Here is a 24,650-nt window from a genome sequence, read left to right as displayed (position 1 = left end):
CCCCGTCCCCACGGGGTTTCCTGGATGGGAGGGGTATCCCGCCCGGACCGCTCTTCCGGGCCTGGGTCCGCTTCTCAGCGCCCCAGCATCGCACCCACGGACGACGCCTGTGTGGCCACCGTCTCCCAGCCGTCGAAGACGAGCAGGAGCAGGGCCGCCAGGGGAAGGGCCATGAGCGTCGCCACCACTGGGTGGCGGCGGCCCGCCGGACGGCGAGCGAGTGCGTCGCGCCTCGGTGCCGTGTGGACCATGGTCCCTCTCCCCGGCCGATTCGGTTGTTGGCAGCGGCGGGCGTCATGCCTCGGGGGGCGAGCGCCGCACCCGCCGCTTGTGTACAAATCTAGGGACGTGGGGTGGGGCGGACGTCATGCCCTCGTACCGAATGGCGGGCCTCCCGGAGGATGAGCCTCCTCTCCCCGACTACTCCCCTGGGTGGAGACGCGGGGCGAAGTCTCAGGGTGTTCCCGGAGGGGTGGCGGGCGCCCGTACCCGTTCCTCCTCCCAGAGATGGACGGCCGTGACTTCAGTCACTTCGGCCGCAGGGGCCGGGGGCTTGACGGCGGGGCGGCCCCGTGAACGGCCGGGGCGCCGGCCGTCCGCTCCCGCCCCGGTCCCCTCCGGGTCGACCCGTCCGACCGATTGACTTAAAGTCAACCTCCGTGCCAGGTCAGAGGGTTGATCACGTCCTCACACCAACCACACAGCAAGATCCGTGTCGCTGACCGCGTTTCACCTCGGGCATGGGGTAGGCGCAATCCATCGGCCCGAGAGGGCGCGGCCTCTGCGCGCGGGCGGCCGTGGAAACGTAAGCTGGGCACGTCACAGGGACCGGGCAGCGGGGATGAACATGGCGATGATGCGCCTGAGGCGCGAGGACCCGCGCGTCGTCGGCTCGTTCAGGCTTCACCGACGGCTCGGCGCGGGCGGGATGGGCGTGGTCTATCTCGGCTCCGACAAGAAGGGCCAGCGGGTCGCGCTGAAGGTGATCCGGCCCGATCTCGCGGAGGACCAGGAGTTCCGGTCCCGTTTCGCACGCGAGGTGTCGGCGGCCCGGCGTATCCGGGGCGGCTGCACGGCGCGGCTGGTGGCGGCGGACCTGGAGGCCGAGCGGCCGTGGTTCGCCACGCAGTACGTGCCCGGCCCCTCCCTGCACGACAAGGTCGCCGAGGAGGGCCCGCTGTTCGCGGCCGACGCGGCGGCGATCGGCGCGGCCCTGTCCGAGGGGCTGGTGGCGGTGCACGAGGCCGGTGTGGTGCACCGGGACCTCAAGCCGTCCAACATCCTGCTGTCCCCCAAGGGCCCGCGGATCATCGACTTCGGCATCGCCTGGGCCACCGGCGCCTCCACGCTCACCCACGTCGGCACGGCGGTCGGCTCCCCCGGCTTCCTGGCACCGGAGCAGGTGCGCGGCGCGGCGGTCACCCCGGCCACGGACGTGTTCTCGCTGGGGGCGACCCTGGCGTACGCCTCGACCGGTGACTCGCCCTTCGGGCACGGCAGTTCCGAGGTCATGCTGTACCGGGTGGTGCACGAGGAGCCGCAACTGCACGGGGTGCCGGACGCGCTGGCGCCGCTGGTGCGGGCCTGCCTGGCGAAGGACCCCGAGGACCGGCCGAGCACGCTCCAACTGTCGCTGCGGCTCAAGGAGATCGCGGCCCGCGAGGCGCAGGGTCTCGGCGAGGTGCGGCCGCCCGGACCGCGGGCGCCGATGCCGGACCGGCCGTCCGGGCGGCTGGCGGACACCTCGGCCGACCAGCAGCGCACCACCCAGCGGCGGGCCGCTCCCGGCACCCCGCCGCCACGTGGCGGCGCGCCCTCCCGCGGCGGCGCCCCTTCGCGCGGCGCGGTCGCGTCCCGTCCCGGTGTCCGGCCCGGTCCGGCCGCGCGCGGCACGGGCAACCGTCCCGCTCCGCGCAGTGGTACGGGCCGTCCGGCTCCGCGCGCCACGGGGACCAAGCTGCGTCCGGCCAACCCCCGGCTGCTGCGGCAGCGGCTGTTCGTGTTCGTGGTGGTGACTCTGCTGGTCGCCCTGGGCATCGCGGTGGCCCAGGGCTGCACGGGTCCGGCCCGCGGCCTGGGCGGGGGCGACGGCGAGCGGCGTACCGGCGTCCAGCAGGGCTCCGTACCGGGGGACGGGTCCGGGGCGCTGCCGCCGCAGTACGATCCGACGCCGAGGCCCTCGCCCCGGGGGCAGTGAGGCCGAAGGGTCAGGGGCGGGTCACGTAGAAGGCGACCGCCGAGGCGGCCGCCACGTTCAGGGAATCGACGCCCGCCTCCATGGGGATGCGCACGTGGACGTCGGCCGCCGCGAGCGCGGCCGGGGACAGCCCCTCGCCCTCGGTGCCCAGCATCAGGGCGAGCTTCTCCGGGCGGCGGGCGGCGAGTTCGTCCAGGGTGACGGAGTCGTCCGACAGGCACAGGGCGGCCAGCTCGAAGCCGTGCGCGCGGAGCGTGTCCGCGTCGTGCGGCCAGGATTCCAGCCGGGCGTACGGCACCGCGAAGACCGTACCCATGGACACCTTCACCGAGCGCCGGTAGAGCGGGTCGGCGCAGCGCGGGGTGAGCAGGACGGCGTCCACGCCGAGGGCGGCCGCGTTGCGGAAGGCGGCGCCCAGGTTGGCGTGGTCGACCATGTCCTCGAAGAGGGCGACCCTGCGCGGGGTGCCGTGGGGTCCGGCGGACTCGAGCAGTTCGGCCGGGGTGGGCAGCGGCTTGCGGGCCATCGAGGCGAGGGCGCCCCGGTGGACGTGGTAGCCGGTGACGCTCTCGGCCAGTTCGGGTGTCACGACGTGGATCGGGCAGTCCGCCTCGTCGATCACGTCGGCCATGGTGTCGGCCCACTTGGGCGTGAGCATCATCGAGCGCATGCCGTAACCGGCGTTCCGCGCACGCCGGATGACCTTCTCGCCCTCGGCGATGAACAGTCCCTCGGCGGGCTCGCGCCTGCGGCGCAGGGCCACGTCGGTGAGGTCGGTGTAGTCGTGCAGGCGCGGGTCGGCGGGGTCGTCGACGGTGATGAGCTGGGCCACGGGGTGCTGGTGCCTTGTTCTTCGGAAGGGGTGGATCAGGGCTGTTCGGCGGGCGGGTTCACGTCCACCACGGCGCCGATGACGATGACCGCCGGGGGCTTGACCGCCTCGGTCCGTACGGTCTCCGCCACGGTGGCGAGGGTGGCGTCCACCCGGCGCTGGGCGGCCGTGGTGCCCTCCTGGACGAGGGCGACGGGGGTCTCGGGGGCCTTGCCGTGCGCGATCAGGGCCTCGGCGATCTTGCCGATCTTGTCGACGCCCATGAGGACGACCAGGGTGCCGGTGAGGCGGGCCATCGCGGCCCAGTCGACCAGCGAGCGCTCGTCGTCGGGGGCGACATGGCCGCTGACCACGGTGAACTCGTGGGCGACCCCGCGATGGGTGACGGGTATCCCGGCGGCGGCCGGCACGGATATCGAGCTGGAGATGCCGGGGACGACCGTGCAGGGGATGCCGGCCTCGGTGAGCGCCTGCACCTCCTCCATGCCCCGGCCGAAGACGAACGGGTCGCCGCCCTTGAGCCGCACCACGGACCTGCCCTGCTTGGCGTGCTCGATCAGGGCGTCGTTGATGGCCTCCTGGGCCATGTAGCGCCCGTAGGGGATCTTGGCCGCGTCGATGACCTCGACGTGCGGCGGGAGTTCGGCGAGCAGGTCGCGCGGGCCGAGCCGGTCGGCGATGACCACGTCCGCCTCGGCGAGCAGGCGCCGTCCCCGGACGGTGATCAGGTCGGGGTCGCCGGGGCCGCCTCCGACCAGGGCGACGCCCGGGGTGCGGGTGCGGTGGTGGGGGGCGACCAGGGTGCCGTCGGCGAGGCCCGCCACGACCGCGTCGCGGATGGCGGCGGTGTGCCGGGGGTCGCGGCCGCTGGCGCTGGTGGTGAGCACGGCGACGGTCACGCCCTCGCTCGTGCCCGTGGCGGGCGTCCACGCGGTGGCCTGGTCGGCGTCGTCGGAGCGGACGCACCAGACGCGGTGGCTCTCGGCCTCGGCGGAGGCCGTGGTGTTCGCGGCGGGGTCGCTGGTGGCGATCAGGGCGTACCAGGCGCCGGAGAGGTCGCCCTCGGCGTACGGGCGGCGCAGCCAGGTGATCTCACCGGCGTCGGCCATCGCCTCGACGGAGGGGGTCGCCTCCGGGGAGACGAGGAGGATGTCGGCACCCGCCGCGATCAGCGCGGGCAGCCGGCGCTGGGCGACCTGGCCGCCGCCGAGGACGACCACGCGGCGACCGGTCAGGCGCAGGCCCACGGGGTAGGCGGGGTGTTCGGCCATGAGGGGCGGCTCCTCGTACAGCTTGCGGTGGGCGCGCCGCGTCGTCGGAGCGGCCCTGACGTGCGGAATCCTAATGTCTGGGCCGGTCGGAGGGCACGGGTGGTCCGGCAGGTGAACGCCGGACCGCCCGTGCCGGCCGGTTACTTCTCGGTGACGCCGGCCGAGTCGAACGTCGCCACCTCGTGCATGGCACGGGCCGTGCTCTGCACCAGCGGCAGCGCCAGCAGCGCGCCGGTGCCCTCGCCCAGGCGCAGGTCGAGGTCGACCAGCGGGCGCAGCCCCAGCTTGTTGAGCGCGGCCACATGGCCGGGCTCGGCGCTGCGGTGACCGGCGATGCAGGCGGCCAGCACCTCGGGGGCGATGGCCCGGGCGACGAGCGCGGCGGCGCCGGCACTCACCCCGTCCAGGATCACCGGGGTGCGCAGGGAGGCGCCACCCAGCAGCAGGCCGACCATGGCCGCGTGCTCGAAGCCGCCGAGGGCCGCGAGGACGCCGATCGGGTCGTCCGGGTCCGGCTGGTGGAGTTCCAGCGCGCGGCGGACCACCTCGGTCTTGCGGGCCAGGGTCTCGTCGTTGATGCCGGTGCCCCGGCCGGTGACCTCGGCCGGGTCGGCGCCGGTGAAGACGGAGATCAGCGCGGCGGAGGAGGTGGTGTTGGCGATGCCCATCTCGCCGGTGAGCAGCGCCTTGTTCCCGGCGGCGACCAGGTCGCGGGCGGTCTCGATGCCGACCCCGATGGCGGCCCTGGCCTCCTCGCGGGTCATCGCGGGCCCGGTGGTCATGTCGGAGGTGCCGCCGCGGATCTTGCGGGGCAGCAGGCCGGGGGTGGCGGGCAGGTCGGCGGCGACACCGACGTCCACGACGCACACCTCGGCGCCGACCTGGTTGGCGAAGGCGTTGCAGACGGCGCCGCCGCCCAGGAAGTTGGCCACCATCTGCCCGGTGACCTCCTGCGGCCACGGGGTGACGCCCTGGGCGTGCACACCGTGGTCACCGGCGAACACGGCCACGGCCGCGGGCTCCGGGATGGGCGGCGGGCACTGGCGGGACAGGCCCGAGAGCTGGGCGGAGATGATCTCCAGCATGCCCAGCGCGCCGGCCGGCTTGGTCATGCGCTTCTGGCGCTCCCACGCCTCGCCGAGCGCCTTGGCGTCGAGCGGGCGGATCTGTGCGACGGTCTCGGCAAGCAGGTCGTGGGGTTCCTCTCCGGGCAGGGCGCGGCGGCCGTACGTCTCCTCGTGCACCACCCAGGACAGCGGCCGGCGCTTGGACCAGCCGGCCTGCATCAGCTCGGGCTCGTCCGGGAACTCGTCGACGTACCCGACGCACAGGTAGGCGACGACCTCCAGGTGCTCGGGCAGGCCGAGCGCGCGGACCATCTCCCGCTCGTCGAAGAAGCTGACCCAGCCGACGCCGAGGCCCTCGGCGCGCGCGGCGAGCCAGAGGTTCTCGACCGCGAGGGCGGAGGAGTAGGGGGCCATCTGCGGCTGGGTGTGCCGGCCGAGGGTGTGGCGGCCGCCGCGGGTGGGGTCGGCGGTGACGACGATGTTCACCGGGGTGTCGAGGATGGCCTCGATCTTCATTTCCTTGAACTGCTTGGCCCGGCCCTTGGGCAGCGACTTGGCGTACGCCTCGCGCTGGCTCATGGCGAGGTCGTGCATCGCGCGCCGGGTGTCGGCGGAGCGGATGACGACGAAGTCCCAGGGCTGGGAGTGGCCGACCGAGGGGGCGGTGTGGGCCGCCTCCAGCACGCGCAGCAGCACGTCGTGCGGGATCGGGTCGCCGCGGAAGCCGTTGCGGATGTCGCGGCGCTCGCGGATCACCTTCAGGACGGCCTCGCGCTCGGCGTCGTTGTACGCGGGCGCGGCGGGCCCCAGGGGCAGGGCCGGCTCCGCCTCGGCGTGCGCGGCCTCCTCGTCCTGGTCGGCGTCGGTGGTGGCCAGGTCCTCGGCGTGCTGCACGAGGACGAGGTCGGCCTCGGGCAGGTCGGCCGCGCGCGGAGCGGGCACGGCGGCCACCGGCTCGTGCGGGGCGGCCTGCTCCGGGTCGGGCAGGATCAGCGGCTGCGGCGGGGTGGGTGCCAGGTGCGGGGTGGTCGGCACCTGGCCGTCGACCGCGACGAACTGCCCGAGCTGCTCGGGGAGCGGCTCCGGCGGCAGTCCGGAGGGCAGGGGCCCGGCGGGCGCGGGGAACTCTCCGAACTCTCCGGGAGCCTGGAGCTGGGGGCCCGCGGGGGCTTCGTGGGCGACCGGAGGCGCCTGGGCGGCGAGCGGCTCGGCGGGGAGCGGCCCGGTGGCGAGGGGCTCGGTGGCGAGGGGCACGGCGGGGGCCGGGGCGGCCGGGGGCAGGGACTGCTCGGGGGCCTCGAAGACGGGGGGTACCGGCGCGGCCACCGGGATCTCCTCGGGGTCGGCGAGTTCCTCGGGCTCGGGGAGGAGGATCTCCTCGGGGGCGACCAGGACCTCGGGCTCCGGGAGGAAGGTCTCCTCGGGGGCCGGCAGGGGCTCCGCCTCGGGGACCTCGGCGGGGGCGACCCCCTGCGGGGCGGGTTCGGCCGCGGCCTCGGCCGGCTCCTCCGCCGGGGCCGCGGGGGCCTCGGCCTCCGGAGCCGCGACGGGCTCGGCGGACTCTGCGGGCTCTGCCGGCTCGGCGGCCTGCGGAGCCTCTTCAGCGGGGGCGGCGGCCAGGTCCTCGGGAGCCGCGGGCGCGGGCTCGGCCTGGGGCTCGGGAGCCGCGAGCTGCTCGGCGGGCGCCTCGGTGACCTCGGTCTCCACGGCGGCCTCGGCCTCGTGGACCGGGACACTCTCGGGCGCGGGCTCCGCGCTCTCGACGGCCTCGGCGACCGGCTCGGCCTCCACGACCGGCTCGGCCTCGGCGACCGGCTCGGCCTCGGCGGCGGGCTCGGCCGTCTCCGGCTCCGGTGCCTCGGTCACGACGGGCTCGGCGCTCTCCGGCGCCTCCTCGACGACGGCCTCGGCCTCGGCCTGGGCGGTCAGCCGGTCCACGGCCGCCTGCGCGGCGGCAGCGGCCTCGACGGGCGCGGCCTCCGCGTCCGGGACAACCGTTTCGGCGGCCGGTGCCACGGCCTCCACCGGGGCGGTGCCCCAGGGGGCGGCGGCCTGCGGGACCGGGTCGGGCAGGGCCTGCACCTCGAGGTACTCGGGACCGGCCGCGGGACGCACCGGCGCACCGGCGGGACCCCGGTCGGCGAGCGAGCGGACGGGGCTGGCGGAGGCGTCCGGGATCGGCGGGCCGAGGTGCAGCGGGCGGCGCGGCGGCTGCACGGCCGCCGGTGCCTCGTGTCCGGCCGGAGGCACGGGGCCGGGGCCCTGGTCGGGCAGCCGTACGCCGGTGAGGTCGACGGAGCCGGTGTCACGGCCCGCCGTCTCGTGGGCACCGGGCTGCTGGACGGTCTCGACGATCGGTGCCGGGGCGGGCGGCGGCATCTCGTTGCCCCACGCTCCCTGAGCACCCGGCAGCAGCAGGTCCTCGTCCTCGGCGGGCGCCTCGGCGAGGTAGGTGTACGCGCCGTGCCCGAGGCCCGGCTGCTCCACCATGCCTGCGCTCTCCGGCTGTCCCTCGGCCGGGACCTGGCCGGTGTCGGTCATGCGTACCCCTCGCCCATCGGTTTAGTGCTCCTACGACCAGCTCACCCGGAACGGCGCACCGACCGCCCCGTAGTGAGAACGAGCGTCCGTGCGCATCGGCACGAACGACCGGCCAGAAATGGCGACAAAGCCATTCGGTGGCATTCTCGCGGCCGTCGTGCCGTCATGACAGCGAGATCGGCGACAGCCCGTTGTGGACTGCGCCACGTCGCGCGTCCTCCGGTTTTGCCGTACCTCACCCACCGCCCCAAAGCGGGCGAGCTTTCCGGACATTGACGAACGAACTTCCGGACCGCGGGTGCGGTACAACGATCGGCCAGCCTACCGCGCGCGGTACGACAAGCCGATCACGGGGCGAGGCCGGCCGGGAGATCCGGCGGTGGTTCAGCGCGCGGTCTCGCGCGGCGGGAGTTCGCCGGTGAGCAGGAAGACGACGCTCCGCACGTTCTCCGTCCAGGACTTCGTGTCGAGTCCGACGGACTGGAGCAGGGCGCACTCGACGCGGTAGCCGTGCTCGGTGAGGTCCCTGCCGATGAGTTCGGCGGCGTCGCGGGTGGCCGCGTGGGCGACGATGCGCTGCGGGCGCCGGTCGGCCACGGCCGAGACGACGGCCGCTCCCCCGCCGCCGACGCGTACGACGTCCGGCTCGGGCAGGTTCTCCAGGATGTGCGGTGCCTCGCCGCGCACGATCTGGAGCTGGACGCCGAACTGGCGGGCTACGGCGTCGGTCCGGGCGCAGGACGCGGGGTCCTGGTCGACGGCGAGCACGGCCGCGCCCGCGCGTGCGGCCTCGACGGCGAAGGCGCCGGAGCCGCAGCCGATGTCCCAGACCAGGTCGCCGGTGCGCGGGCCGAGCCGGGCGAGCTGGGCGGCGCGCAGCAGTTCGTTCTCGCCCTCGCCGATGATGCCGCCGTACGCCTCGGCGGGCTGGGTCCAGCCGCGCGGGCCGGCGGCGGGGTCGCGGCCGGCGATCCAGCCGCCGCCCTCGACGGCGGCCGCGGGGCCGCCGATGACGATGACGACGTTGGGGTCGCGCCAGGTGTGGTCGGGGGCCTTGTCGGAGGTGAGGACGCTGACGCGCTCGTTCTCGGTGCCGAGTTCCTCGCAGACGACGAAGGTGCGGTGCACCCCGTCGAGCAGCAGGCCGAGTTCGGCGGGGCCGGCGCCGGGTGCGGTGAGCACGGCGACCTTGGAGTGGGCGCGGCACACGTTCACGGCGCGGCGCAGGGTGCGGGGGTGTGCGACGACCACATGGGCGTCGTCCCAGGGCATCCCCGCGCGGGCGAAGGCGGCGGCCACGGAGGAGACTCCGGGCACGACTTCGACCTCCAGGCCGAACTCCGGTGCCCGCAGGGCGCGGACGACGCCGAAGAAGCCGGGGTCTCCGTCGGCGAGCACGACGGCGGTGCCGCGGTGGGCGGCGACGCGGCGGGCGGCCAGGGGGAGGCTGCCGAGGCGGACGCGTTCGGCGGCGTCCGGGATCTCGGGAAGCGCGAGATGGTGGGGGGCGCCCGCGACGAGCGTGGCGGCGCCGAGGGCGCCGCGTGCCGCTTCGGTCAGCGGCGAGCCGTCCCAGCCGATCACCGTGACCCGGTCGGCCATCGTCGTCAGTCTCCAGGTTTCAGCGGGTCGTCAGGGGGCCTCACAAGCGGGCTTCGTGAGGGTACCTGGTGGTGCGGCGGTGCGGGGCGGCGGGGCGGGGTCAGTTCCACTGGGCGTAGCTGCCGAAGCCCCGGCTGTCGGCGAGCTGTTCGTCGCTGCCTTCGAGGTCCTCGGGCAGCAGGCTCCAGATGATGAAGTCGGTGCGCATGTCGGTCCAGGTGCCGTCCTCGGTGCGCACGTGGACTATGCAGGCGTTGCGCAGCACGCCCTCGCTGATGCAGCCGATCTTCTGGGCGACCTGCTGGGAGGCGGTGTTGTCGGCGGCGGTGCGCAGTTCGACGCGCTCGAAGCGCTGGTCGCCGAAGAGCCACTTGGCGGTGGCGAGCGCGGCCTCGGAGGCGTAGCCCTCGCCGCGGGCCCAGGGGGCGATGATATAGGACAGCTCGGTGGACCGGATGTGCCAGTTGGTCTTCCCGAGCTGGACGATGCCGACCAGCCGCTGGGTGAGGAACTCGGTGACGGCGAGGTCGAGGCCGCGTCCGGCGGCGCGCTCGGTGGGCGCGTGCTCGGTGACCCAGCGCCGGGCGCCGTCCTCGGTGAACGGCTGGGGGACGTCCGTCCAGGCGGCGACCTGTTCGTCGTTCATCATCTCGGCCAGGGCGGGCAGGTCGTCCTCGTCGAGGGGACGCAGCACCAACCGCTCCGTCGAGATGGAGATGTTGGGGAAGGTGCTAGTCATGCGCCGCTCCGTAACCTTCGAGGATTCGTGAGGGTCCGTCAGGGCCCGCTGAACTGCCCAGCATGCAGCATGACAGCACCGGAGCGCACGCACGGGCCCGCCCCCTGCCCGCGGGCCGCGGGAGGCGGGGGCGGGCCCGTGCGCGGGGGTCAGTCGCCGCTGACGGGCAGGACCGAGCCCTGGTACTTGTCCTCGATGAACTTCTTCACCTCGGGCGAGGTCAGCAGCTTCGCCAGCTTCTTCACCCGCGGGTCGTCCTCGCTGCCCTTCTTCACGGCGAGCAGGTTGGCGTACGGGTTGTTCTTCGCGGATTCCAGGTAGACGGCGTCCTTGGTGGGGCTGAGGCCCGCGTCCTGGGCGAAGTTGTTGTTGATGACCGCGGCGTCCATGTCGTCCAGGGAGCGGGGCAGCTGGGCGGCCTCCATCTCCTGGAACCGCAGGTGCCTGGGGTTCTTGGTGACGTCGGCCGGGGAGGCGTCGGCGCCCGCGCCGGGCTTCAGCCCGATGACACCGGCGGCGGCGAGGAGCTTGAGCGCCCGGGCCTCGTTGGTGAGGTCGTTGGGCACGCCGACGGTGGCGCCGTCGCGGAGCTTGGTGACGTCCTTGACCTTGTGGGAGTAGACCCCCATGGGCGGCAGGTAGGCGTCCACCACCGGCACCAGGTCCGTTCCCTTGGACTTGTTGAAGTCGTCTAGGAAGGGCTTGTTCTGGTACAGGTTCGCGTCGAGCGAGCCCTCCTGGAGCGCGGTGTTCGGCAGGACGTAGTCCGTGAACTCCTTGATCTCCAGCTTGAGCCCGGCCTTGGCGGCGAGCTTGTCGTCGATGTGGTGGAGCACCTCACCGGCGGGGACGGGGGTGACGCCGACGACGAGCGGGCCGTCGTCACCTCCCTTGCCGGCGGCCGAGCCTGAGCCGCAGCCGGTCAGGCCGAGCGTGAGGGCCGCGGCGGTGGCCGCCGCGAGCCATACGGTCTTGCGCATGTGTCGATCCCCTCGAGCGGTCGGGGTCTGGCTTGCCGGGAGGTGTCAGAACGAGGGGGTGACGGAGCCCTGGTACTTGTCCTCGATGAACTTCTTCACCTCGGGCGAGGTGAGCAGCTTGGCGAGCTTCTTGACCCGCGGGTCGTTCTCGGCGCCCTTCTTCACGGCGAGGAAGTTGCCGTAGGGGTTGTTCTCCGCGGACTCCAGGGCGATGGCGTCCTTGGCCGGCTTGAGGCCGGAGGAGATGGCGTAGTTGCCGTTGACGACCGCCGCGTCCACGTCGTCCAGGGAGCGCGGGGTCTGGGCCGCCTCGACCTCCTTGAACTTCAGGTTCCTGGGGTTCTTGGTGATGTCGGCGGGGGTGGCCTCGGAGCCGACGCCGGCCTTGAGGGTGATGAGCTTGTTCGCGGCCAGCAGCTTCAGGGCGCGGGCCTCGTTGACGGCGTCGTTGGGGACGGCGACGGTCGCACCGCTCTTGAGCTCGTCGGCCTTCTTGACCTTGTGGGAGTAGAGGCCGAGCGGTTCCAGGTGAACCGTGACGACGGGCACGATGTGGGTGCCGCGCTTCTTGTTGAAGTCGTCGAGGTACGGCTGGTTCTGGAAGTAGTTGGCTCCGACCGAGCCGTCCTCGGTGGCCGTGTTCGGCGTGATGTAGTCGGTGAACTCCTTGACCTGCAGGTCGAGTCCGGCCTTCTTCGCCAGGTTCTTCTGGACGAAGTCCAGGATCTCGGCGTGCGGGGTGGGGCTCGCGGCGACGACCAGGGGTCCGTCGGCGCCGGCGGTCCCGGAGTCCTTTCCGGAGCCGCAGGCGGAGAGCCCGAGGGTGAGGGCTCCGGCGGCGAGGACGGCGGTGGTGAGCTTGGCGGTGTTACGCACGAAAAGTGCCTTTCCTGAGGGGTGGTGCGGCCCCGGGCTTGGGTGGCCGGGGAGTGCGCGGAGGGAGAACGGGTGCGCTCAGGCGACCTTGCCGATGTCGGCGGCGGCCGGCTCCTTGGCCTTCAGCAGGCGGAGCTTCGGCACCGGTCCGGAGCCGCCGCGGCCGTGCAGGGAGCGGGCGGCGAAGTCGCCGGCGAACTGGATGAGGGAGATGACCACGGCGAGGATGCCGACGGTGATCCACATCAGTCCGGTCTCGAAGCGCTGGTAGCCGTAGCGGACGGCGAGGTCGCCGAGTCCGCCGCCGCCGACGGTGCCGGCCATGGCCGAGTAGCCGATGAGCGCGATGATCGTGGTGGTGGTGCTGGCGATCAGCGAGGGCAGGGACTCGGGGATGAGGACCTTGCGGACGATGGTCCAGCTGTTGCCGCCCATGGCCTGCACGGCCTCGACGAGTCCGCCGTCCACCTCGCGGACGGCCGTCTCGACCAGCCGGGCGAAGAACGGGATGCCGCCGATGGCGAGCGGCACGATCGCGGCGGTGGTGCCGATGGTGGTGCCGGTCACCGAGCGGGTGAAGCCCATCAGCGCGACCATCAGGATGATGAACGGCATGGAGCGGCCGACGTTCACGACCTGGCCGATCACCTTGTTGGCGACCACGTTCTGGAGCAGTCCGCCGCGTTCGGTGAGGACGAGGAGGATGCCCAGGGGCAGGCCGAGCGCGATGGCGATCAGGGTGGACCAGAGCACCATCGAGAACGTCTCGGAACAGGCCTGCGACAGCAGCGGCTGTATCTCGGTCCAGGTCACTTCGCACCCTCCTTCACCAGCACGGGCTCACCTTCGGTACCCACGACGTCGACCTGGAGACCCTGCTCGCGCAGGAAGCCGACCGGCACCACGTTGTCCTCGTAGCGGCCGGGCAGCTCGATGCGCATCCGGCCGATCTGGAGGCCGCCGACGGTGTCGATGGCCGCGCCGAGGATCGAGATCTCGATGTTGTAGGTGCGCGCCAGCTGGGAGACGACCGGCTGGGTGGCGGCCTCGCCGTGGAAGGTGATGTCCAGGACGGTGCGGTCCTCGCCGGTGGCCTCGCCGCCCACGGGGAACAGGGCGGAGGCGAGCTGGGAGCCGGGGGTGGCCAGCAGTTCGCTGACGGTGCCGGATTCCACGATGCGTCCCTTCTCCATGAGCGCGGCGGAGTCGCAGATCGACTTCACCACGTCCATCTCGTGCGTGATCAGCAGGACGGTCAGGTCCAGCTGTCGGTTCAGGTCGCGCAGCAGCTGGAGGATGGACCGGGTGGTCTCCGGGTCGAGGGCGCTGGTGGCCTCGTCGGAGAGGAGCACCTTCGGGTCGCCGGCCAGGGCGCGGGCGATGCCGACGCGCTGCTTCTGTCCGCCGGAGAGCTGGGCCGGGTAGGACTTGGCCTTGTCGGCGAGGCCGACCAGGTCCAGCAGTTCCAGCGCCTTGCGGGAGCGCTCCTTACCGGACTTGCCGAGGATCTCCAGCGGCAGCTCGACGTTGTCCTGCACGGTCCGGGAGGACAGCAGGTTGAAGTGCTGGAAGACCATGCCGATGTGGCTGCGCGCCTGGCGCAGTTCCCGGCCGGCGCGCGGACCGCGGCCCGCGAGGGCGGTGAGGTCCTGTCCGGCGACGGTCACGGTGCCGGCGGTGGGGCGCTCCAGCAGGTTGACGCAGCGGATCAGGGAGGACTTTCCGGCGCCGGACTGGCCGATGACGCCGTAGACCTCTCCTTCGCGGACGTGGAGGTCGACGCCGTCGAGGGCGGTGACCTCGCGGCCGCGCGAGCGGTAGACCTTGGTCAGGCCCGAGGTGGTGATCACAGGGGGTTTCCGTCACTGTCGAGTGCCGGGCGCGGGTATGCCGGGCACAGGTGCAAGGGGTTGCATTTCAGGACGCGTCACGGTTCTCGCGGTGGCGAGTGAACCGGGGAGAACAGCGTGTGCGCGAACGGCACGAGCTCCGGTACGCCGGTGTTCCGGAGACGGGCCGGGCCATGGCTCTCGCTTCGGGGCGCGAGGCTCTTCGGTGGTGCGGGGGCCCTCTAGAAGGCGCGCATTCGGCACGTCATGCGACACATACAACGAGCACCGGGCGTGTTGGTCGCCTCGGTCGCAGGGGTGCGGCTGCTCGTGGTGGTCATGCGGTCAGTAAACCAGACCGGTCACGCGGGCCGGCGAGTCCTGTCCGCATGCTGGACACGCGTGGATGGTGCCGGTGAGACGCAGCGGCCCAGGTGGGCGCCGCGTCACCCGCGTCAGCAAGGGGCAGGAGCCGGTCCGGGGCGGGCGCCGGCCGGCCCCCTCACGCGGACGGCTGTGGCCAACGCCACGGCCCCTGCCCGCACGCCGGGGGCGGCGGCGGGCGTCCGATTCGGCCGTAATAAGGTCTCCGCATGCTCAATGCCCTGACGCTGGCGACCGGGATCGCCGCGCTGCTGCTGGCCGCCTGGTGCGGCTGGGCCGCGCACCGCGACCAGCCGACCAAGGACTGGCACTTCATCGGCATGGCCGTGGTGTCCGTGCTGGCCGTGATCCAGCTGGTCGTCGGGATCGCGCTGCTGGCGCGGGGCGAGAAGCCGGACCAGGGCACGACGATCTTCGTGGCGTATCTGCTGGGCGCGCTGGCGTGCGTCCCGGCGGCGGGCTTCATGTCGCTGGCCGAGCGCACGCGCTGGGGTTCGGTGACGGTCGCGGCGGGCGGCGTGGTGCTGGCCGTTCTCGAAGTACGGCTCTTTGACATCTGGGGAGGCTGACATGACGGCGCTGGAGGAGAAGCCGGCCCGGCTGATCAGCGGGCCGGGCATGCTGCTGGTCTGGTTCTACGGCGTGATGGTGGTCGGTGCCGTGTCGCGCTCGGTCTACCAGATCGCCACGGAGTTCGACCGGGCCCCGCTGGCGTACTCGCTGTCGGCGCTGGCCGGCGTGGTGTACGGGTTCATCACGTACACGCTGGTCAGGGGTGGCGAGCGGGCCCGCCGGGCGGCGGTGGTGTGCTGCGCCGCCGAGCTGGCCGGGGTGCTGGTCGTCGGCACCTGGACGCTGGTCGAGCCGTCCGCGTTCCCGGACGCGACCGTGTGGTCGGACTACGGCATGGGGTACGTCTTCATCCCCGTACTGCTGCCGCTGACCGCGCTGTACTGGCTGCGCGCGGCGCGGCGGCGGCAGGCGACCTGAGACCGCCTGCCCCCGGGGCGCGTCAGGCCGTGGCCGCGTAGGCGGCGGCCGGCTTCTCCAGCACGATCATCTCGACGCCGTCGGCGCCCAGCGAGCGGCCCACGGCCCGGTAGCCCAGCTTGCGGCACAGGCGCAGCCCGCTCTCGCTGCGGTGGCCGGTGCGCAGCCGGTAGGTGGTGGCGCCCCGCTGCTCGGCGAGCGCCTTCTCGGCCGCGCCGAGCAGGCGGGCACCGATGCCGTGCCCCTGGAGACGGGGGTGGACGCAGAGCGTGCCGATGGCCGCGGCGCCGTCCTCGGTGAGCCTGCCGCGCACCGAGCCGACCACTTCGTCCCCGAGCCGGGCGACGAAGACGCAGTCGGCGGCGACCTCCTCGCGGACCTCGTCCAGGCTCTGCACGAGCGGGTCGATGCGGTAGTTGCCGTAGCGCGCTGCCTCGCTCTGGAAGCAGAGGTACTGGAGGCGGAAGATCTGCTCCGCGTCCGGCCCGGTCGCCGCCGAGATGGTCACGCTCATGCCCATGTGCGCATGCCTCCCGCTCACCTGATCACTGTTGTCCCCCACCTCTATCCCCGTGCGCCGGGACTGGCAACCTCCGCCGCGAGCATTCGTCGCAGACATCCCAGACATCTGGAGCGTTCCGGTCCGAGGCTGCCCTGTGAGATGCCCAACTCCCCCGCGATCTCGCGGTAGGTGAGGTCGCGCGGGGAGAGCAGCGCCTCCATGAGCCGGGGGCAGCGGCCGGGGAGTCTGCGGACCGCCTCGCGCACCAGCCGCTGCCGGGCGGCGCGCAGCGCGAGCTGTTCGGGGCCGTGCCGGGTGTCGTCGGCGGGTTCGCCGTCGTAGGGACGCTCGGCGCCGTGGGCGCGGCGGCTGATCCGTCCCTCGTCGCGGACGGCGTCGCGCAGCCACCGCGAGGGGTCCGGCGGCGGGCCCTGGCTCTCCAGCCGCTCCAGGAGCCGCAGCCAGACGGCCTGCTCCAGATCGCCGGGTTCGCTCCCGGAGGCGTGTGCCTCGGCGGACGCCTCCGCGCTGAGCAGCGGGCGCAGATCGGTGAGCAGGTCATGGGTCATGTGCGTCGAGACGCGCCGTCCCGGGCGGCGGGTTTCCGGGACGGCGCGCTGTCACCCTCATCGGGGTGTGCGGGGCCTCGGGTTGACGCCCCGCCCGGTCTCAGTGCTCCGGGTGTCCGAGGAAGTCGGCGCGGGCCAGCACGCCGGTGTCGGCGTTGTCGGTGAAGACGCCGTCGATCCCGGTGGCGAAGTAGGTGCGGTACGCGCCGAAGACGTCGCCGTAGCCGTCGGCGGCGGTGCCCTTGCGGAACTCGGCCGGGAGGAAGGGGTTCTCGTTGCGCAGGGTGTACGGGTGGAGGATCAGGCCGACCTTGTGCGCGTCGGCGACCAGCCGGGTCGGCTCGCCCAGGGTGCCGTCGGACTTCCTGGGGATGACGAGGTCCAGGGTGGGGCCGATGCCCTGGGCGTAGCCCGCGATCTCGCGCAGGCCCCGGGGGGTGACGAGGTCGGCCACCGTGCGGGGGTCGCCGGTGGCGACGAAGTCGTACGGGCGGCTGGTGGCGGCGTCGAGCAGGACGACGAGCGGGTTGTCGACGATCCGGCCCAGCCGCTCGATGCTGGTCGGCTCGAAGGACTGGAGGACGACCGGCGCGTGGCGGCCCTCCTTCCCGTACTTGCGCAGCACCTTGGCCACCCGCTCCTCCAGGCCCAGGCCGAGGCGGCGGAAGTAGGTGGGGTGCTTCAGCTCGGGGTAGATCCACACCTGGCGGCCGCGCTCACGGGTGCGGGTGTCCTGCCACTTCAGCACCTCCTCGAAGGTGGGGATCTCCCAGCGGCCGTTGTAGAGGGTGTTGTGCGGGCGGTTGGCCGGGATGCGCTCGACGGCCCGCAGCGTCTTCAGTTCGGCGAGCGTGAAGTCCTCGGTGAACCAGCCGGTGACGGAGACCCCGTCGAGCACCTTGGTGGTCCTGCGGCCGGCGAACTCGGGGTGCGAGGCGACGTCCGTGGTGCCGCCGATCTCGGGCTCGTGGCGGCAGACGAGATGCCCGTCCTTGGTGGGCACCAGGTCACCCGCCTCCACGATGTCGGCGCCGAGTTCGAGCGCGAGGTCGTAGGAGCCGAAGGTGTGCTCGGGGCGGTAGCCGCTGGCACCGCGGTGGCCGATGATCGTCGGCACCGGCAGGCCCTTCAGGCCGCGCCCGCCGGACCGGGCCGTCCGGGTGCCGGCCGCGTGGGCGGCCGAGGGCGGTCCGAGGACCGCCCCGCCCGCGCCGAGCACCGCCGCACCGAGGACCGCGCGCCGTCCGGTCGCACGCGAGGGCTGGTTGGTCCGGTCGCTTTCCATACGCGTCTCCCGCTGTCGTCTCTTCGGTCGTCCCGTGTCTGACCTGGCTGTGTCTGTTGGGTGCGCGCCGATCGTAGGGGCGTGGACATGACGGAGGGGAGACCTCGGCGGGAACACCCGGGTGACGCCTGATGTCCCGGGGGATGTGCCGCCCGAGGTGAGCCCGTGTCAACAACACGTAAGACCTCGGTGAATCGCGCGGTCCGATGTGCGCTTTTCCCATAGCCGCGAGTAATGTCCTCACCTGCACAGACTCATATCGTCCGCTCGGCCTGGAGGACCCGTTGTCCCGCTTCGCGCTCATCAAGGCAGTGCTCGCGCCGGTCATGCGCCTGATGTTCCGCCCCCAGGTGGAGGGGCTCGAGCGCATTCCCGGCGAGGGGCCGGTGATCCTGGCGGGCAACCACCTCACCTTCATCGACTCGATCGTGCTCCCGGTGGTCTCCAGGCGGCAGGTGCAGTTCATCGGCAAGGACGAGTACGTCACCGGCAAGGGGATCAAGGGCCGTGCGATGGCCTGGTTCTTCACCGGCGTCGGCATGATCCCGGTGGACCGGGACGGCGCGAACGGCGGCGTGGCCGCGCTGATGACCGGCCGCCGGGTGCTGGAGGAGGGGAAGGTCTTCGGGATCTACCCCGAGGGCACCCGCTCCCCCGACGGACGGCTGTACCGGGGGCGTACGGGTATCGCGCGGCTGACCCTGATGACGGGGGCGCCGGTGGTGCCGTTCGCGATGATCGGCACGGACAAGCTCCAGCCCGGGGGCAAGGGGTTTCCCCGGCCGGGGAAGGTCACGGTCCGCTTCGGCGAGCCCATGGAGTTCTCCCGGTACGAGGGGATGGACCGGGACCGGTATGTGCTTCGCGCTGTGACGGATTCTGTGATGGCTGAGGTCATGCGGTTGTCCGGGCAGGAGTATGTGGACATGTACGCCACCAAGGCCAAGGCTGCCTGAGGTCTTTTTGCGGGTGCGGGTGCGCTGTGGCTGGTCGCGCCCACGCGGCGGTAGCCGCAAAATCGATACAGCCCCGCGCCCCTGAAGGCAAGAAGCTAGAAGCCCCTGTCCAGGCGTTCGTTCTTCAACAGGAACCATGCCGCCGCCGACGTCGCCAGCAGGACCGCCGCTCCCGCTCCTGACGCCAGGTGCAGGCCGTGTACGAACGACTCCCTGGCCGCCTCCAGCAATGCCTGGGACGTCGGGGCGGGCAGCCCCGCCGATGCCTCCACCGCCGCGCCCAGGGACTCGTGGGCCGCTTCCGGGGTGCCCGCCGGAGCCGTGAAGTCGCGGTAGGCCGCCGTCACGATCGAGCCCAGCAGGGCGATGCCCAGGGCCGCGCCCAGTTCGTAGGCCGTCTCCGAGACCGCAGAGGCGGCGCCCGCGCGGTTCTTGTCCACGCTGGAGAGGATCACGTCGGAGGTGACGGTGAAGGAGAAGCCCGCGCCGACGCCGACGACCAGCAGGGCGGCACCGAGCAGCGGATAGCCGGTGGACTCGTCGAGCGTGGTGAGGACGGCGAGGGCGAGACCGATCGCGGCGAGGCCGCCGGAGACCACCGCGCGCACCGAGAAGCGGCGCGCGGCGCGGCCCGCGACCAGCCCGGCCACCACCGCGCCGACGGCGGCGGGCAGTTCGGCCAGGCCCGCCTCGAACGGGTGCCTGCCCTGGACGAGTTGCAGGAACTGGGACAGGAAGAACACCAGCCCCGACATCCCGAGCACGGTCAGCAGATCGGCGAGCACCGCCCCGCTGAAGCCCCGGTGCCCGAAGAGCCGCATGTCGAGCAGCGGGGTCGGCAGGGTGAGCTGACGGCGGACGAAGCCGTACAGCGCGGCTGCGCCCAGCAGGCCTGCGGCCAGGGTGAGCGGGCCGAAGCCGTGGGTGGCGGCCTCCTTGACCGCGTACACCAGCGCGAGCATGCCGACCAGCGACAGCAGCACGCTGACCAGGTCCCACGGGCCGGGGTTCGGGTCGCGGGACTCGGGCAGGGTGCGGACGCCGACCAGCACCAGGACCGCCATCACCGGCAGGTTGATCAGGAACACCGAGCCCCACCAGAAGTGCTCCAGCAGGAAGCCGCCCACGATCGGGCCGACGGCCGTGCCGGCGGAGGCGGTGGCGCCCCAGACGCCGATGGCGAGGCTGCGCTCGCGCGGGTCGTGGAAGAGGTTGCGGATCAGGGCGAGGGTCGCGGGCATCAGGGTCGCGCCGGCGACGCCGAGCAGGGCCCGCGCCAGGATCATCAGGCCGGGCGTGCTCGCGTAGGCGTTCAGCACCGAGATCGCGCCGAACGCGGCCGCGCCGCACAGCAGGACGCGCTTGCGGCCGACGCGGTCGCCGAGGCTGCCCATGGAGACCAGCAGTCCGGCGATGACGAAGGAGTAGACGTCCCCGATCCACAGCAGCTGGGTGCCGGAGGGGTGCAGATCCTCGCTGATGTAGGGGGTGGCGAGGCCGAGGACGGTGGCGTCGACGGCGACGAGCAGGACGGCGAGGACCAGCACGGCGAGCGCCAGCCAGCGGTCCGGACGCGGCTCGGCCCCGGTCACCGCGGGCTGCCGCAGGGTGCTGGTCATGACTCCGCCCTGCGCAGCGCGCCGCCGAGCAGCAGCTCGGCCACCATGGTGGGGAAGTCGCGGGAGGCGACCCGGCCGTCCACCGCGGCCCAGGCGCATGAGGTGATCAGCCCGTAGAAGGCCTCGGTGAGCCAGCCGGGGGTGAGGTCGATGCGGAGTTCGCCGTCGCGCTGGCCGCGCTGGAAGAGGGCGCTGATCCGGGTGTCCAGGCCCAGCCAGCCGGTGTTCTGCCCCTCGCCCTCCCAGAGCTGGTTCTCGCCGTAGAGGAAGGCGAGCAGTCCGGCGGCGGGCTGGATCTCGCGGACCAGCCGGCGTACGGCGTCGGCGGCGGGGCCCTCGTCCAGCCGGGCGCGGTCGAGCGCCGCCTCGCACTCGGCGATGCCGAGCGCCTCCAGCGCGCGGACCAGCGCGTCGCGTCCGGCGAAGTGGCGGTGGAGCGTGGCACGGCTGATCCCGGCCGCGCGCGCGACCTCGTCCATGGTCGCGGTGGACTTGCGGGTCAGCAGGGCGGCGGCGGAGCGCAGCACGTGGTCACGGTCGAGAGCCATGAGACAAGAGTACCTCGCGTGAGACATTCGTGTCTCATCACGGGCAGCCGGGTCTCAGTGCCAGGGCAGTTCACCCCGGTATGCCCAGTAGCCGCGCGGGTCCTCCGCGAGGGCGTCGAGCCGGGCGGCCTGGTCGTCGGTGAGGTCGACCGCGGCCGCGTGGAGGTTGGAGCCGAGCTGGGGGACGGTGGCCGCGCCGGACAGGACGACACCGGCCCAGGGGCGGCGGAGGATCAGCGCGAGGGCGACGGCGTCGCAGCCGAGCCCGGTCTCCTCGGCGATGTCCCTCAGGGCCGGGGGCGCGTGCTCCGGGGCGAGGCGCCCGTTGGCCATGCCCTCCTTGACGATCACCGTGAGCCCGGCGTCGTGCGCCTCCGCCAGCGCGGGCCCCGCCGAGGTCTCCAGCGCGTTGTAGGTCGACTGCACGGTGCCGAAGAGGGGCGTGCCGTCGACGGTGATCTCCAGGGCGGCCCGGACGGTGTCGGCCTGCGCGGGGCCGCTGGTGGAGAACCCGAGGGTGAGGCCGGCGGCGGCCGCCTCGGCGAGGCGGGCGTGCAGAGCGCGGTCGGTGAGGGCCGGGCTGTCGGGGGTGAGGGAGTGGATCTGGTAGAGGTCGAGACGCTCGCCGAGCAGGGCGTCGGTCTCGGCGCGCTGCCGCTCGTACGTGGCGAGGGTGTGGTCCTTGACCTCGTGGCGCTCGGCCTCGATGGACCAGCCGGCGGTGTAGGTGTAGCCCCACTTGCTGCCGACGACCGCGTCCCGGACGTCCGGGCGGGCCTTCAGCCAGTCCGCGAGGAACTCCTCGCTGCGGCCGTAGGAACGGGCGGCGTCGAAGTAGCGGACGCCCTGGGCGTAGGCGGCGTCGAGGAGTTCGTGCGTACGGGCGCGCAGCGCGTCGGGGCCGCGGTCCTCCCCGAGGTCTTCGGCACGGCCCAGGTTGATGTAGCCGGGGCGGCCCACCGCGGCCAGGCCCAGGCCGAGGTGACAGGTCGGGGTGGTGGCGGAAGAGAGGCGGGCGAAGGGCATCGCGGGCTCCGTTCGGTCGGTCGGTCAACCAACGGCCAAGCTAACCCGCGACGCCCCTCGTTCAGTTCTTCCCGGCGCTCGCCCAGGCGTGCTGGGCGGCCAGGTCCCGCTTGACCTCGGCCAGCTGCACCGCCACCGCGCTCGGTGCCGTACCGCCCCGGCCGTTGCGCGAGGCCAGTGCGCCCTGGACGTTGAGGACCGAGCGGACCTCCGGGGTGAGGTGGGGGGAGATCTTGGCGAACTGCTCGTCCGTGAGGCCGTCCAGTTCCTTGCCCTCGGCCTCGGCGACCTTGACGCACTCCCCCGCGACCTCGTGCGCGACCCGGAACGGCACGCCCTGGCGGACCAGCCACTCGGCGATGTCGGTGGCGAGGGAGAACCCGGCCGGGGCCAGCTCCTCCATGCGCTCACGGTTGACGGTGAGGGTGGCCGTCATGCCGGTGAAGGCCGGGAGCAGCACCTCCAGCTGGTCGCAGGAGTCGAAGACCGGCTCCTTGTCCTCCTGGAGGTCGCGGTTGTAGGCGAGCGGCAGGGCCTTCAGCGTGGCCAGCAGGCCCGTGAGGTTGCCGATCAGGCGGCCGGACTTGCCCCGGGCCAGCTCCGCGATGTCCGGGTTCTTCTTCTGCGGCATGATCGACGAGCCGGTGGAGAACGCGTCGTGCAGCGTGACGAAGGAGAACTCCTTCGTGTTCCAGATGATGATCTCCTCGGCGAACCGGGAGAGGTCGACACCGATCATCGCGGTGATGAAGGCGAACTCCGCGACGAAGTCCCGCGAGGCGGTGCCGTCGATGGAGTTGCCCGCGCTGCCCCGCTCGAAGCCGAGGTCGCGGGCGACCGCCTCGGGGTCCAGGCCGAGGGAGGAGCCGGCGAGCGCGCCGGAGCCGTACGGGGAGACGGCCGTGCGCTCGTCCCACTGGCGCAGCCGCTCGGCGTCCCGGGACAGCGACTGGACGTGGGCCAGCACATGGTGGGCGAAGAGCACCGGCTGGGCGTGCTGGAGGTGGGTGCGGCCGGGCATGGCCACGTCCGGGTGCGCCTCCGCGAGGCCGACCAGGGCGTCCTGGAGGTCGGCGATCAGGCCGCCGATGATCCGGGCGTGGTCGCGCAGGTACATCCGGAAGAGGGTGGCGACCTGGTCGTTGCGCGACCGTCCGGCGCGGAGCTTGCCGCCGAGGTCGGGGCCGAGCCGCTCCAGCAGGCCGCGCTCCAGGGCGGTGTGCACGTCCTCGTCGGCGATGGTTCCCACGAAGGAGCCGTCGGCGACGTCCGCCTCCAGCCGGTCGAGCCCCGCGAGCATCCGGGTCAGCTCGTCCTCGGTGAGGAGTCCCGCGGTGTGCAGCACGCGCGCGTGGGCGCGGGAGCCCGCGATGTCGTAGGGGGCGAGCCGCCAGTCGAAGTGGACGGACGCGGACAGCTTGGCCAGGGCCTCGGCGGGACCGTCGGCGAAACGGCCGCCCCAGAGCCGTACGTCACCGCTGTTGCTGCTCACTGCGTTGCTCCTCAAGCTCGTGGTGTGCGACCGCCTCCCCGCCCTGGCAGGCGAGGAGGCGGTGGTGCCCTGCTAACGACGTCGGTTACGCGAGGTCCCGCTTGGCCGCGATCTTCGACGACAGGCTGTAGATGTCGATGAAGCCCTTGGCCGCGGCCTGGTCGAAGGTGTCGCCGGTGTCGTAGGTGGCGAGGTTGAAGTCGTACAGCGACGACTGGGACCTGCGGCCGGTGACGACGGCGCGGCCGCCGTGCAGGGTCAGCCGGACGTCGCCGGAGACGTGCTCGTTGGCCTCGGTGATGAAGCCGTCCAGCGCGCGCTTGAGCGGGGAGAACCACTGGCCGTCGTAGACCAGTTCGCCCCAGCGCTGCTCGACCTGCCGCTTGTAGCGGGCGAGTTCGCGCTCGACGGTGACGTTCTCCAGCTCCTGGTGGGCGGTGATCAGGGCGATGGCGCCCGGAGCCTCGTACACCTCGCGGGACTTGATGCCGACGAGACGGTCCTCGACCATGTCGATCCGGCCGATGCCCTGGGCGCCGGCGCGCTCGTTGAGCTGCTGGATGGCCTGGAGGACGGTGACCGGGCGGCCGTCGAGGGCGACCGGGACGCCGCGCTCGAAGGTGATGACGACCTCGTCGGCCTCGCGGGCCTCGGCCGGGTTCGAGGTGTACTCGTAGATGTCCTCGATCGGCGCGTTCCAGATGTCCTCCAGGAAACCCGTCTCGACGGCGCGTCCGAAGACGTTCTGGTCGATGGAGTACGGGGACTTCTTGGTGGTGGCGATCGGGAGGTTCTTCGCCTCGCAGAAGGCGATCGCCTTGTCCCGGGTCATCGCGTAGTCGCGGACCGGGGCGATGCACTTCAGGTCGGGGGCGAGGGCGACGATGCCGGCCTCGAAGCGGACCTGGTCGTTGCCCTTGCCGGTGCAGCCGTGGGCGACCGTGGTCGCGCCGTGCTTCTGCGCGGCGGCGACGAGGTGCTTGACGATCGTCGGCCGGGAGAGGGCGGAGACCAGCGGGTAGCGGTCCATGTACAGGGCGTTCGCCTTGATCGCCGGGAGGCAGTACTCCTCGGCGAACTCGTCCTTGGCATCGGCCACCTCGGCCTCGACGGCACCGCACGCGAGGGCGCGCTTGCGGATGACGTCCAGGTCCTCGCCGCCCTGACCGACGTCCACCGCTACGGCGATGACCTCGGCGCCCGTCTCCTCGGCGATCCAGCCGATGGCGACGGAGGTGTCCAGTCCGCCTGAGTAGGCGAGTACGACGCGCTCGGTCACGGTTCTTCTCCTCACGTGCATGCGTTGATATGCATGAGTATGCAGAACCCCGCATGATTCGTCAAT

At 72.8% G+C, this 24,650-nt stretch carries 21 protein-coding genes; 4 read left to right on the top strand and 17 right to left on the bottom strand.

All coding sequences use genetic code 11. The features are described 5' to 3' along the window. The first annotated feature begins 841 nt into the window (after positions 1–841). On the top strand, positions 842–2,197 hold the full coding sequence (locus ABZ898_RS15910; RefSeq protein ID WP_361658198.1) for a protein kinase: 1,356 nt from the start codon (positions 842–844) through the stop codon (positions 2,195–2,197). A 10-nt stretch (positions 2,198–2,207) separates the two neighbouring features. Here the strand turns inward: ABZ898_RS15910 and ABZ898_RS15905 are convergent, their stop codons facing one another. From ABZ898_RS15905 to ABZ898_RS15865, 9 genes are all read right to left on the bottom strand, one after another. Continuing rightward, positions 2,208–3,029 (bottom strand): RNA methyltransferase, encoded by an 822-nt coding sequence (locus ABZ898_RS15905; RefSeq protein WP_361658195.1) that lies wholly within the window; start codon positions 3,027–3,029, stop codon positions 2,208–2,210. Between the two features lie 35 nt (positions 3,030–3,064). Then, positions 3,065–4,300 carry a uroporphyrinogen-III C-methyltransferase gene (gene cobA / locus ABZ898_RS15900; RefSeq protein WP_361658193.1) on the bottom strand — a complete coding sequence of 412 codons (1,236 nt, stop codon included), beginning with the start codon at positions 4,298–4,300 and terminating at the stop codon, positions 3,065–3,067. 140 nt (positions 4,301–4,440) lie between these two features. Further along, complete coding sequence (cobT, locus tag ABZ898_RS15895; RefSeq protein WP_361658190.1) at positions 4,441–7,908, bottom strand: nicotinate-nucleotide--dimethylbenzimidazole phosphoribosyltransferase; 3,468 nt, start codon at positions 7,906–7,908, stop codon at positions 4,441–4,443. A gap of 384 nt (positions 7,909–8,292) precedes the next feature. After that, on the bottom strand, positions 8,293–9,510 hold the full coding sequence (gene cbiE, locus ABZ898_RS15890; protein WP_361658188.1) for a precorrin-6y C5,15-methyltransferase (decarboxylating) subunit CbiE: 1,218 nt from the start codon (positions 9,508–9,510) through the stop codon (positions 8,293–8,295). Positions 9,511–9,610: 100 nt separating this feature from the next. Beyond that, positions 9,611–10,249, bottom strand: coding sequence for a GNAT family N-acetyltransferase (locus ABZ898_RS15885; RefSeq protein WP_361658185.1), 639 nt, complete (start codon positions 10,247–10,249; stop codon positions 9,611–9,613). A gap of 149 nt (positions 10,250–10,398) precedes the next feature. Next, positions 10,399–11,229, bottom strand: a complete 831-nt coding sequence (locus tag ABZ898_RS15880; RefSeq protein WP_361658183.1) for a MetQ/NlpA family ABC transporter substrate-binding protein — start codon at positions 11,227–11,229, stop codon at positions 10,399–10,401. A 45-nt stretch (positions 11,230–11,274) separates the two neighbouring features. After that, positions 11,275–12,105 (bottom strand): MetQ/NlpA family ABC transporter substrate-binding protein, encoded by an 831-nt coding sequence (locus tag ABZ898_RS15875; protein ID WP_361658180.1) that lies wholly within the window; start codon positions 12,103–12,105, stop codon positions 11,275–11,277. Between the two features lie 78 nt (positions 12,106–12,183). Further along, positions 12,184–12,918, bottom strand: coding sequence for a methionine ABC transporter permease (locus ABZ898_RS15870; protein WP_361658178.1), 735 nt, complete (start codon positions 12,916–12,918; stop codon positions 12,184–12,186). Further along, positions 12,915–13,955, bottom strand: coding sequence for an ATP-binding cassette domain-containing protein (locus ABZ898_RS15865; protein WP_361658175.1), 1,041 nt, complete (start codon positions 13,953–13,955; stop codon positions 12,915–12,917). The genes ABZ898_RS15870 and ABZ898_RS15865 overlap by 4 nt, the downstream gene beginning before the upstream one ends. Before the next feature lie 572 nt (positions 13,956–14,527). Between ABZ898_RS15865 and ABZ898_RS15860 the strand changes: the two genes are divergently transcribed. Together ABZ898_RS15860 and ABZ898_RS15855 are read left to right on the top strand one after the other, a co-directional pair. Further along, positions 14,528–14,887, top strand: coding sequence for a hypothetical protein (locus ABZ898_RS15860; protein ID WP_361658173.1), 360 nt, complete (start codon positions 14,528–14,530; stop codon positions 14,885–14,887). 1 nt (position 14,888) lies between these two features. Next, positions 14,889–15,308, top strand: a complete 420-nt coding sequence (locus ABZ898_RS15855) for a hypothetical protein (protein ID WP_361658170.1) — start codon at positions 14,889–14,891, stop codon at positions 15,306–15,308. 22 nt (positions 15,309–15,330) lie between these two features. Here ABZ898_RS15855 and ABZ898_RS15850 read toward each other — a convergent pair whose 3' ends face one another. The 3 genes from ABZ898_RS15850 to ABZ898_RS15840 all read right to left on the bottom strand — a co-directional run bounded on the left by ABZ898_RS15850 (position 15,331) and on the right by ABZ898_RS15840 (position 17,664). Continuing rightward, the gene (locus tag ABZ898_RS15850; RefSeq protein WP_361658413.1) at positions 15,331–15,828 is read right to left on the bottom strand and encodes a GNAT family N-acetyltransferase; all 498 of its coding nucleotides are present in this window, start codon (positions 15,826–15,828) and stop codon (positions 15,331–15,333) included. Positions 15,829–15,872: 44 nt separating this feature from the next. Further along, complete coding sequence (locus ABZ898_RS15845; RefSeq protein WP_361658167.1) at positions 15,873–16,379, bottom strand: sigma-70 family RNA polymerase sigma factor; 507 nt, start codon at positions 16,377–16,379, stop codon at positions 15,873–15,875. A 100-nt stretch (positions 16,380–16,479) separates the two neighbouring features. Further along, complete coding sequence (locus tag ABZ898_RS15840; protein ID WP_361658165.1) at positions 16,480–17,664, bottom strand: glycerophosphodiester phosphodiesterase; 1,185 nt, start codon at positions 17,662–17,664, stop codon at positions 16,480–16,482. A 206-nt stretch (positions 17,665–17,870) separates the two neighbouring features. Between ABZ898_RS15840 and ABZ898_RS15835 the strand changes: the two genes are divergently transcribed. After that, positions 17,871–18,620, top strand: a complete 750-nt coding sequence (locus tag ABZ898_RS15835; protein ID WP_361658162.1) for a lysophospholipid acyltransferase family protein — start codon at positions 17,871–17,873, stop codon at positions 18,618–18,620. A 95-nt stretch (positions 18,621–18,715) separates the two neighbouring features. Here ABZ898_RS15835 and ABZ898_RS15830 read toward each other — a convergent pair whose 3' ends face one another. The 5 genes from ABZ898_RS15830 to ABZ898_RS15810 all read right to left on the bottom strand — a co-directional run bounded on the left by ABZ898_RS15830 (position 18,716) and on the right by ABZ898_RS15810 (position 24,584). Beyond that, a complete protein-coding gene (locus tag ABZ898_RS15830; protein ID WP_361658159.1) occupies positions 18,716–20,239 on the bottom strand; it encodes an MFS transporter in 1,524 nt (507 codons plus the stop codon). Beyond that, positions 20,236–20,787: a TetR/AcrR family transcriptional regulator gene (locus ABZ898_RS15825; RefSeq protein WP_161202684.1), complete on the bottom strand. Its 552-nt coding sequence runs from the start codon at positions 20,785–20,787 to the stop codon at positions 20,236–20,238. Before ABZ898_RS15825 ends, ABZ898_RS15830 begins: the two co-directional genes overlap by 4 nt. Positions 20,788–20,841: 54 nt before the next feature. Then, a complete protein-coding gene (locus tag ABZ898_RS15820) occupies positions 20,842–21,813 on the bottom strand; it encodes an aldo/keto reductase (RefSeq protein WP_361658156.1) in 972 nt (323 codons plus the stop codon). Between the two features lie 61 nt (positions 21,814–21,874). Beyond that, positions 21,875–23,305: an argininosuccinate lyase gene (argH, locus tag ABZ898_RS15815; protein ID WP_361658153.1), complete on the bottom strand. Its 1,431-nt coding sequence runs from the start codon at positions 23,303–23,305 to the stop codon at positions 21,875–21,877. Between the two features lie 85 nt (positions 23,306–23,390). Beyond that, positions 23,391–24,584 (bottom strand): argininosuccinate synthase, encoded by a 1,194-nt coding sequence (locus ABZ898_RS15810; RefSeq protein ID WP_361658150.1) that lies wholly within the window; start codon positions 24,582–24,584, stop codon positions 23,391–23,393. Between the last annotated feature and the right edge of the window lie 66 nt (positions 24,585–24,650).

It is taken from the genome of Streptomyces sp. NPDC046860, from assembly GCF_040645115.1.
Lineage (GTDB): Bacteria > Actinomycetota > Actinomycetes > Streptomycetales > Streptomycetaceae > Streptomyces.
This window is presented reverse-complemented; position numbering and strand designations above follow the sequence as displayed.

What these genes read in the sequence shown, in the direction of transcription:
- cbiE (WP_361658188.1), bottom strand. Translation starts at nt 9,510, where the DNA reads ATGGCCGACCGGGTCACGGTGATCGGCTGGGACGGCTCGCCGCTGACC.
- ABZ898_RS15850 (WP_361658413.1), bottom strand. Translation starts at nt 15,828, where the DNA reads ATGGGCATGAGCGTGACCATCTCGGCGGCGACCGGGCCGGACGCGGAG.
- ABZ898_RS15845 (WP_361658167.1), bottom strand. Translation starts at nt 16,379, where the DNA reads ATGACCCATGACCTGCTCACCGATCTGCGCCCGCTGCTCAGCGCGGAG.
- ABZ898_RS15840 (WP_361658165.1), bottom strand. Translation starts at nt 17,664, where the DNA reads ATGGAAAGCGACCGGACCAACCAGCCCTCGCGTGCGACCGGACGGCGC.
- ABZ898_RS15825 (WP_161202684.1), bottom strand. Translation starts at nt 20,787, where the DNA reads ATGGCTCTCGACCGTGACCACGTGCTGCGCTCCGCCGCCGCCCTGCTG.
- ABZ898_RS15855 (WP_361658170.1), top strand. Translation starts at nt 14,889, where the DNA reads ATGACGGCGCTGGAGGAGAAGCCGGCCCGGCTGATCAGCGGGCCGGGC.
- cobT (WP_361658190.1), bottom strand. Translation starts at nt 7,908, where the DNA reads ATGACCGACACCGGCCAGGTCCCGGCCGAGGGACAGCCGGAGAGCGCA.
- ABZ898_RS15835 (WP_361658162.1), top strand. Translation starts at nt 17,871, where the DNA reads ATGTGCGCTTTTCCCATAGCCGCGAGTAATGTCCTCACCTGCACAGAC.
- ABZ898_RS15820 (WP_361658156.1), bottom strand. Translation starts at nt 21,813, where the DNA reads ATGCCCTTCGCCCGCCTCTCTTCCGCCACCACCCCGACCTGTCACCTC.
- ABZ898_RS15830 (WP_361658159.1), bottom strand. Translation starts at nt 20,239, where the DNA reads ATGACCAGCACCCTGCGGCAGCCCGCGGTGACCGGGGCCGAGCCGCGT.
- ABZ898_RS15860 (WP_361658173.1), top strand. Translation starts at nt 14,528, where the DNA reads ATGCTCAATGCCCTGACGCTGGCGACCGGGATCGCCGCGCTGCTGCTG.
- cobA (WP_361658193.1), bottom strand. Translation starts at nt 4,300, where the DNA reads ATGGCCGAACACCCCGCCTACCCCGTGGGCCTGCGCCTGACCGGTCGC.
- ABZ898_RS15885 (WP_361658185.1), bottom strand. Translation starts at nt 10,249, where the DNA reads ATGACTAGCACCTTCCCCAACATCTCCATCTCGACGGAGCGGTTGGTG.
- ABZ898_RS15880 (WP_361658183.1), bottom strand. Translation starts at nt 11,229, where the DNA reads ATGCGCAAGACCGTATGGCTCGCGGCGGCCACCGCCGCGGCCCTCACG.
- ABZ898_RS15910 (WP_361658198.1), top strand. Translation starts at nt 842, where the DNA reads ATGAACATGGCGATGATGCGCCTGAGGCGCGAGGACCCGCGCGTCGTC.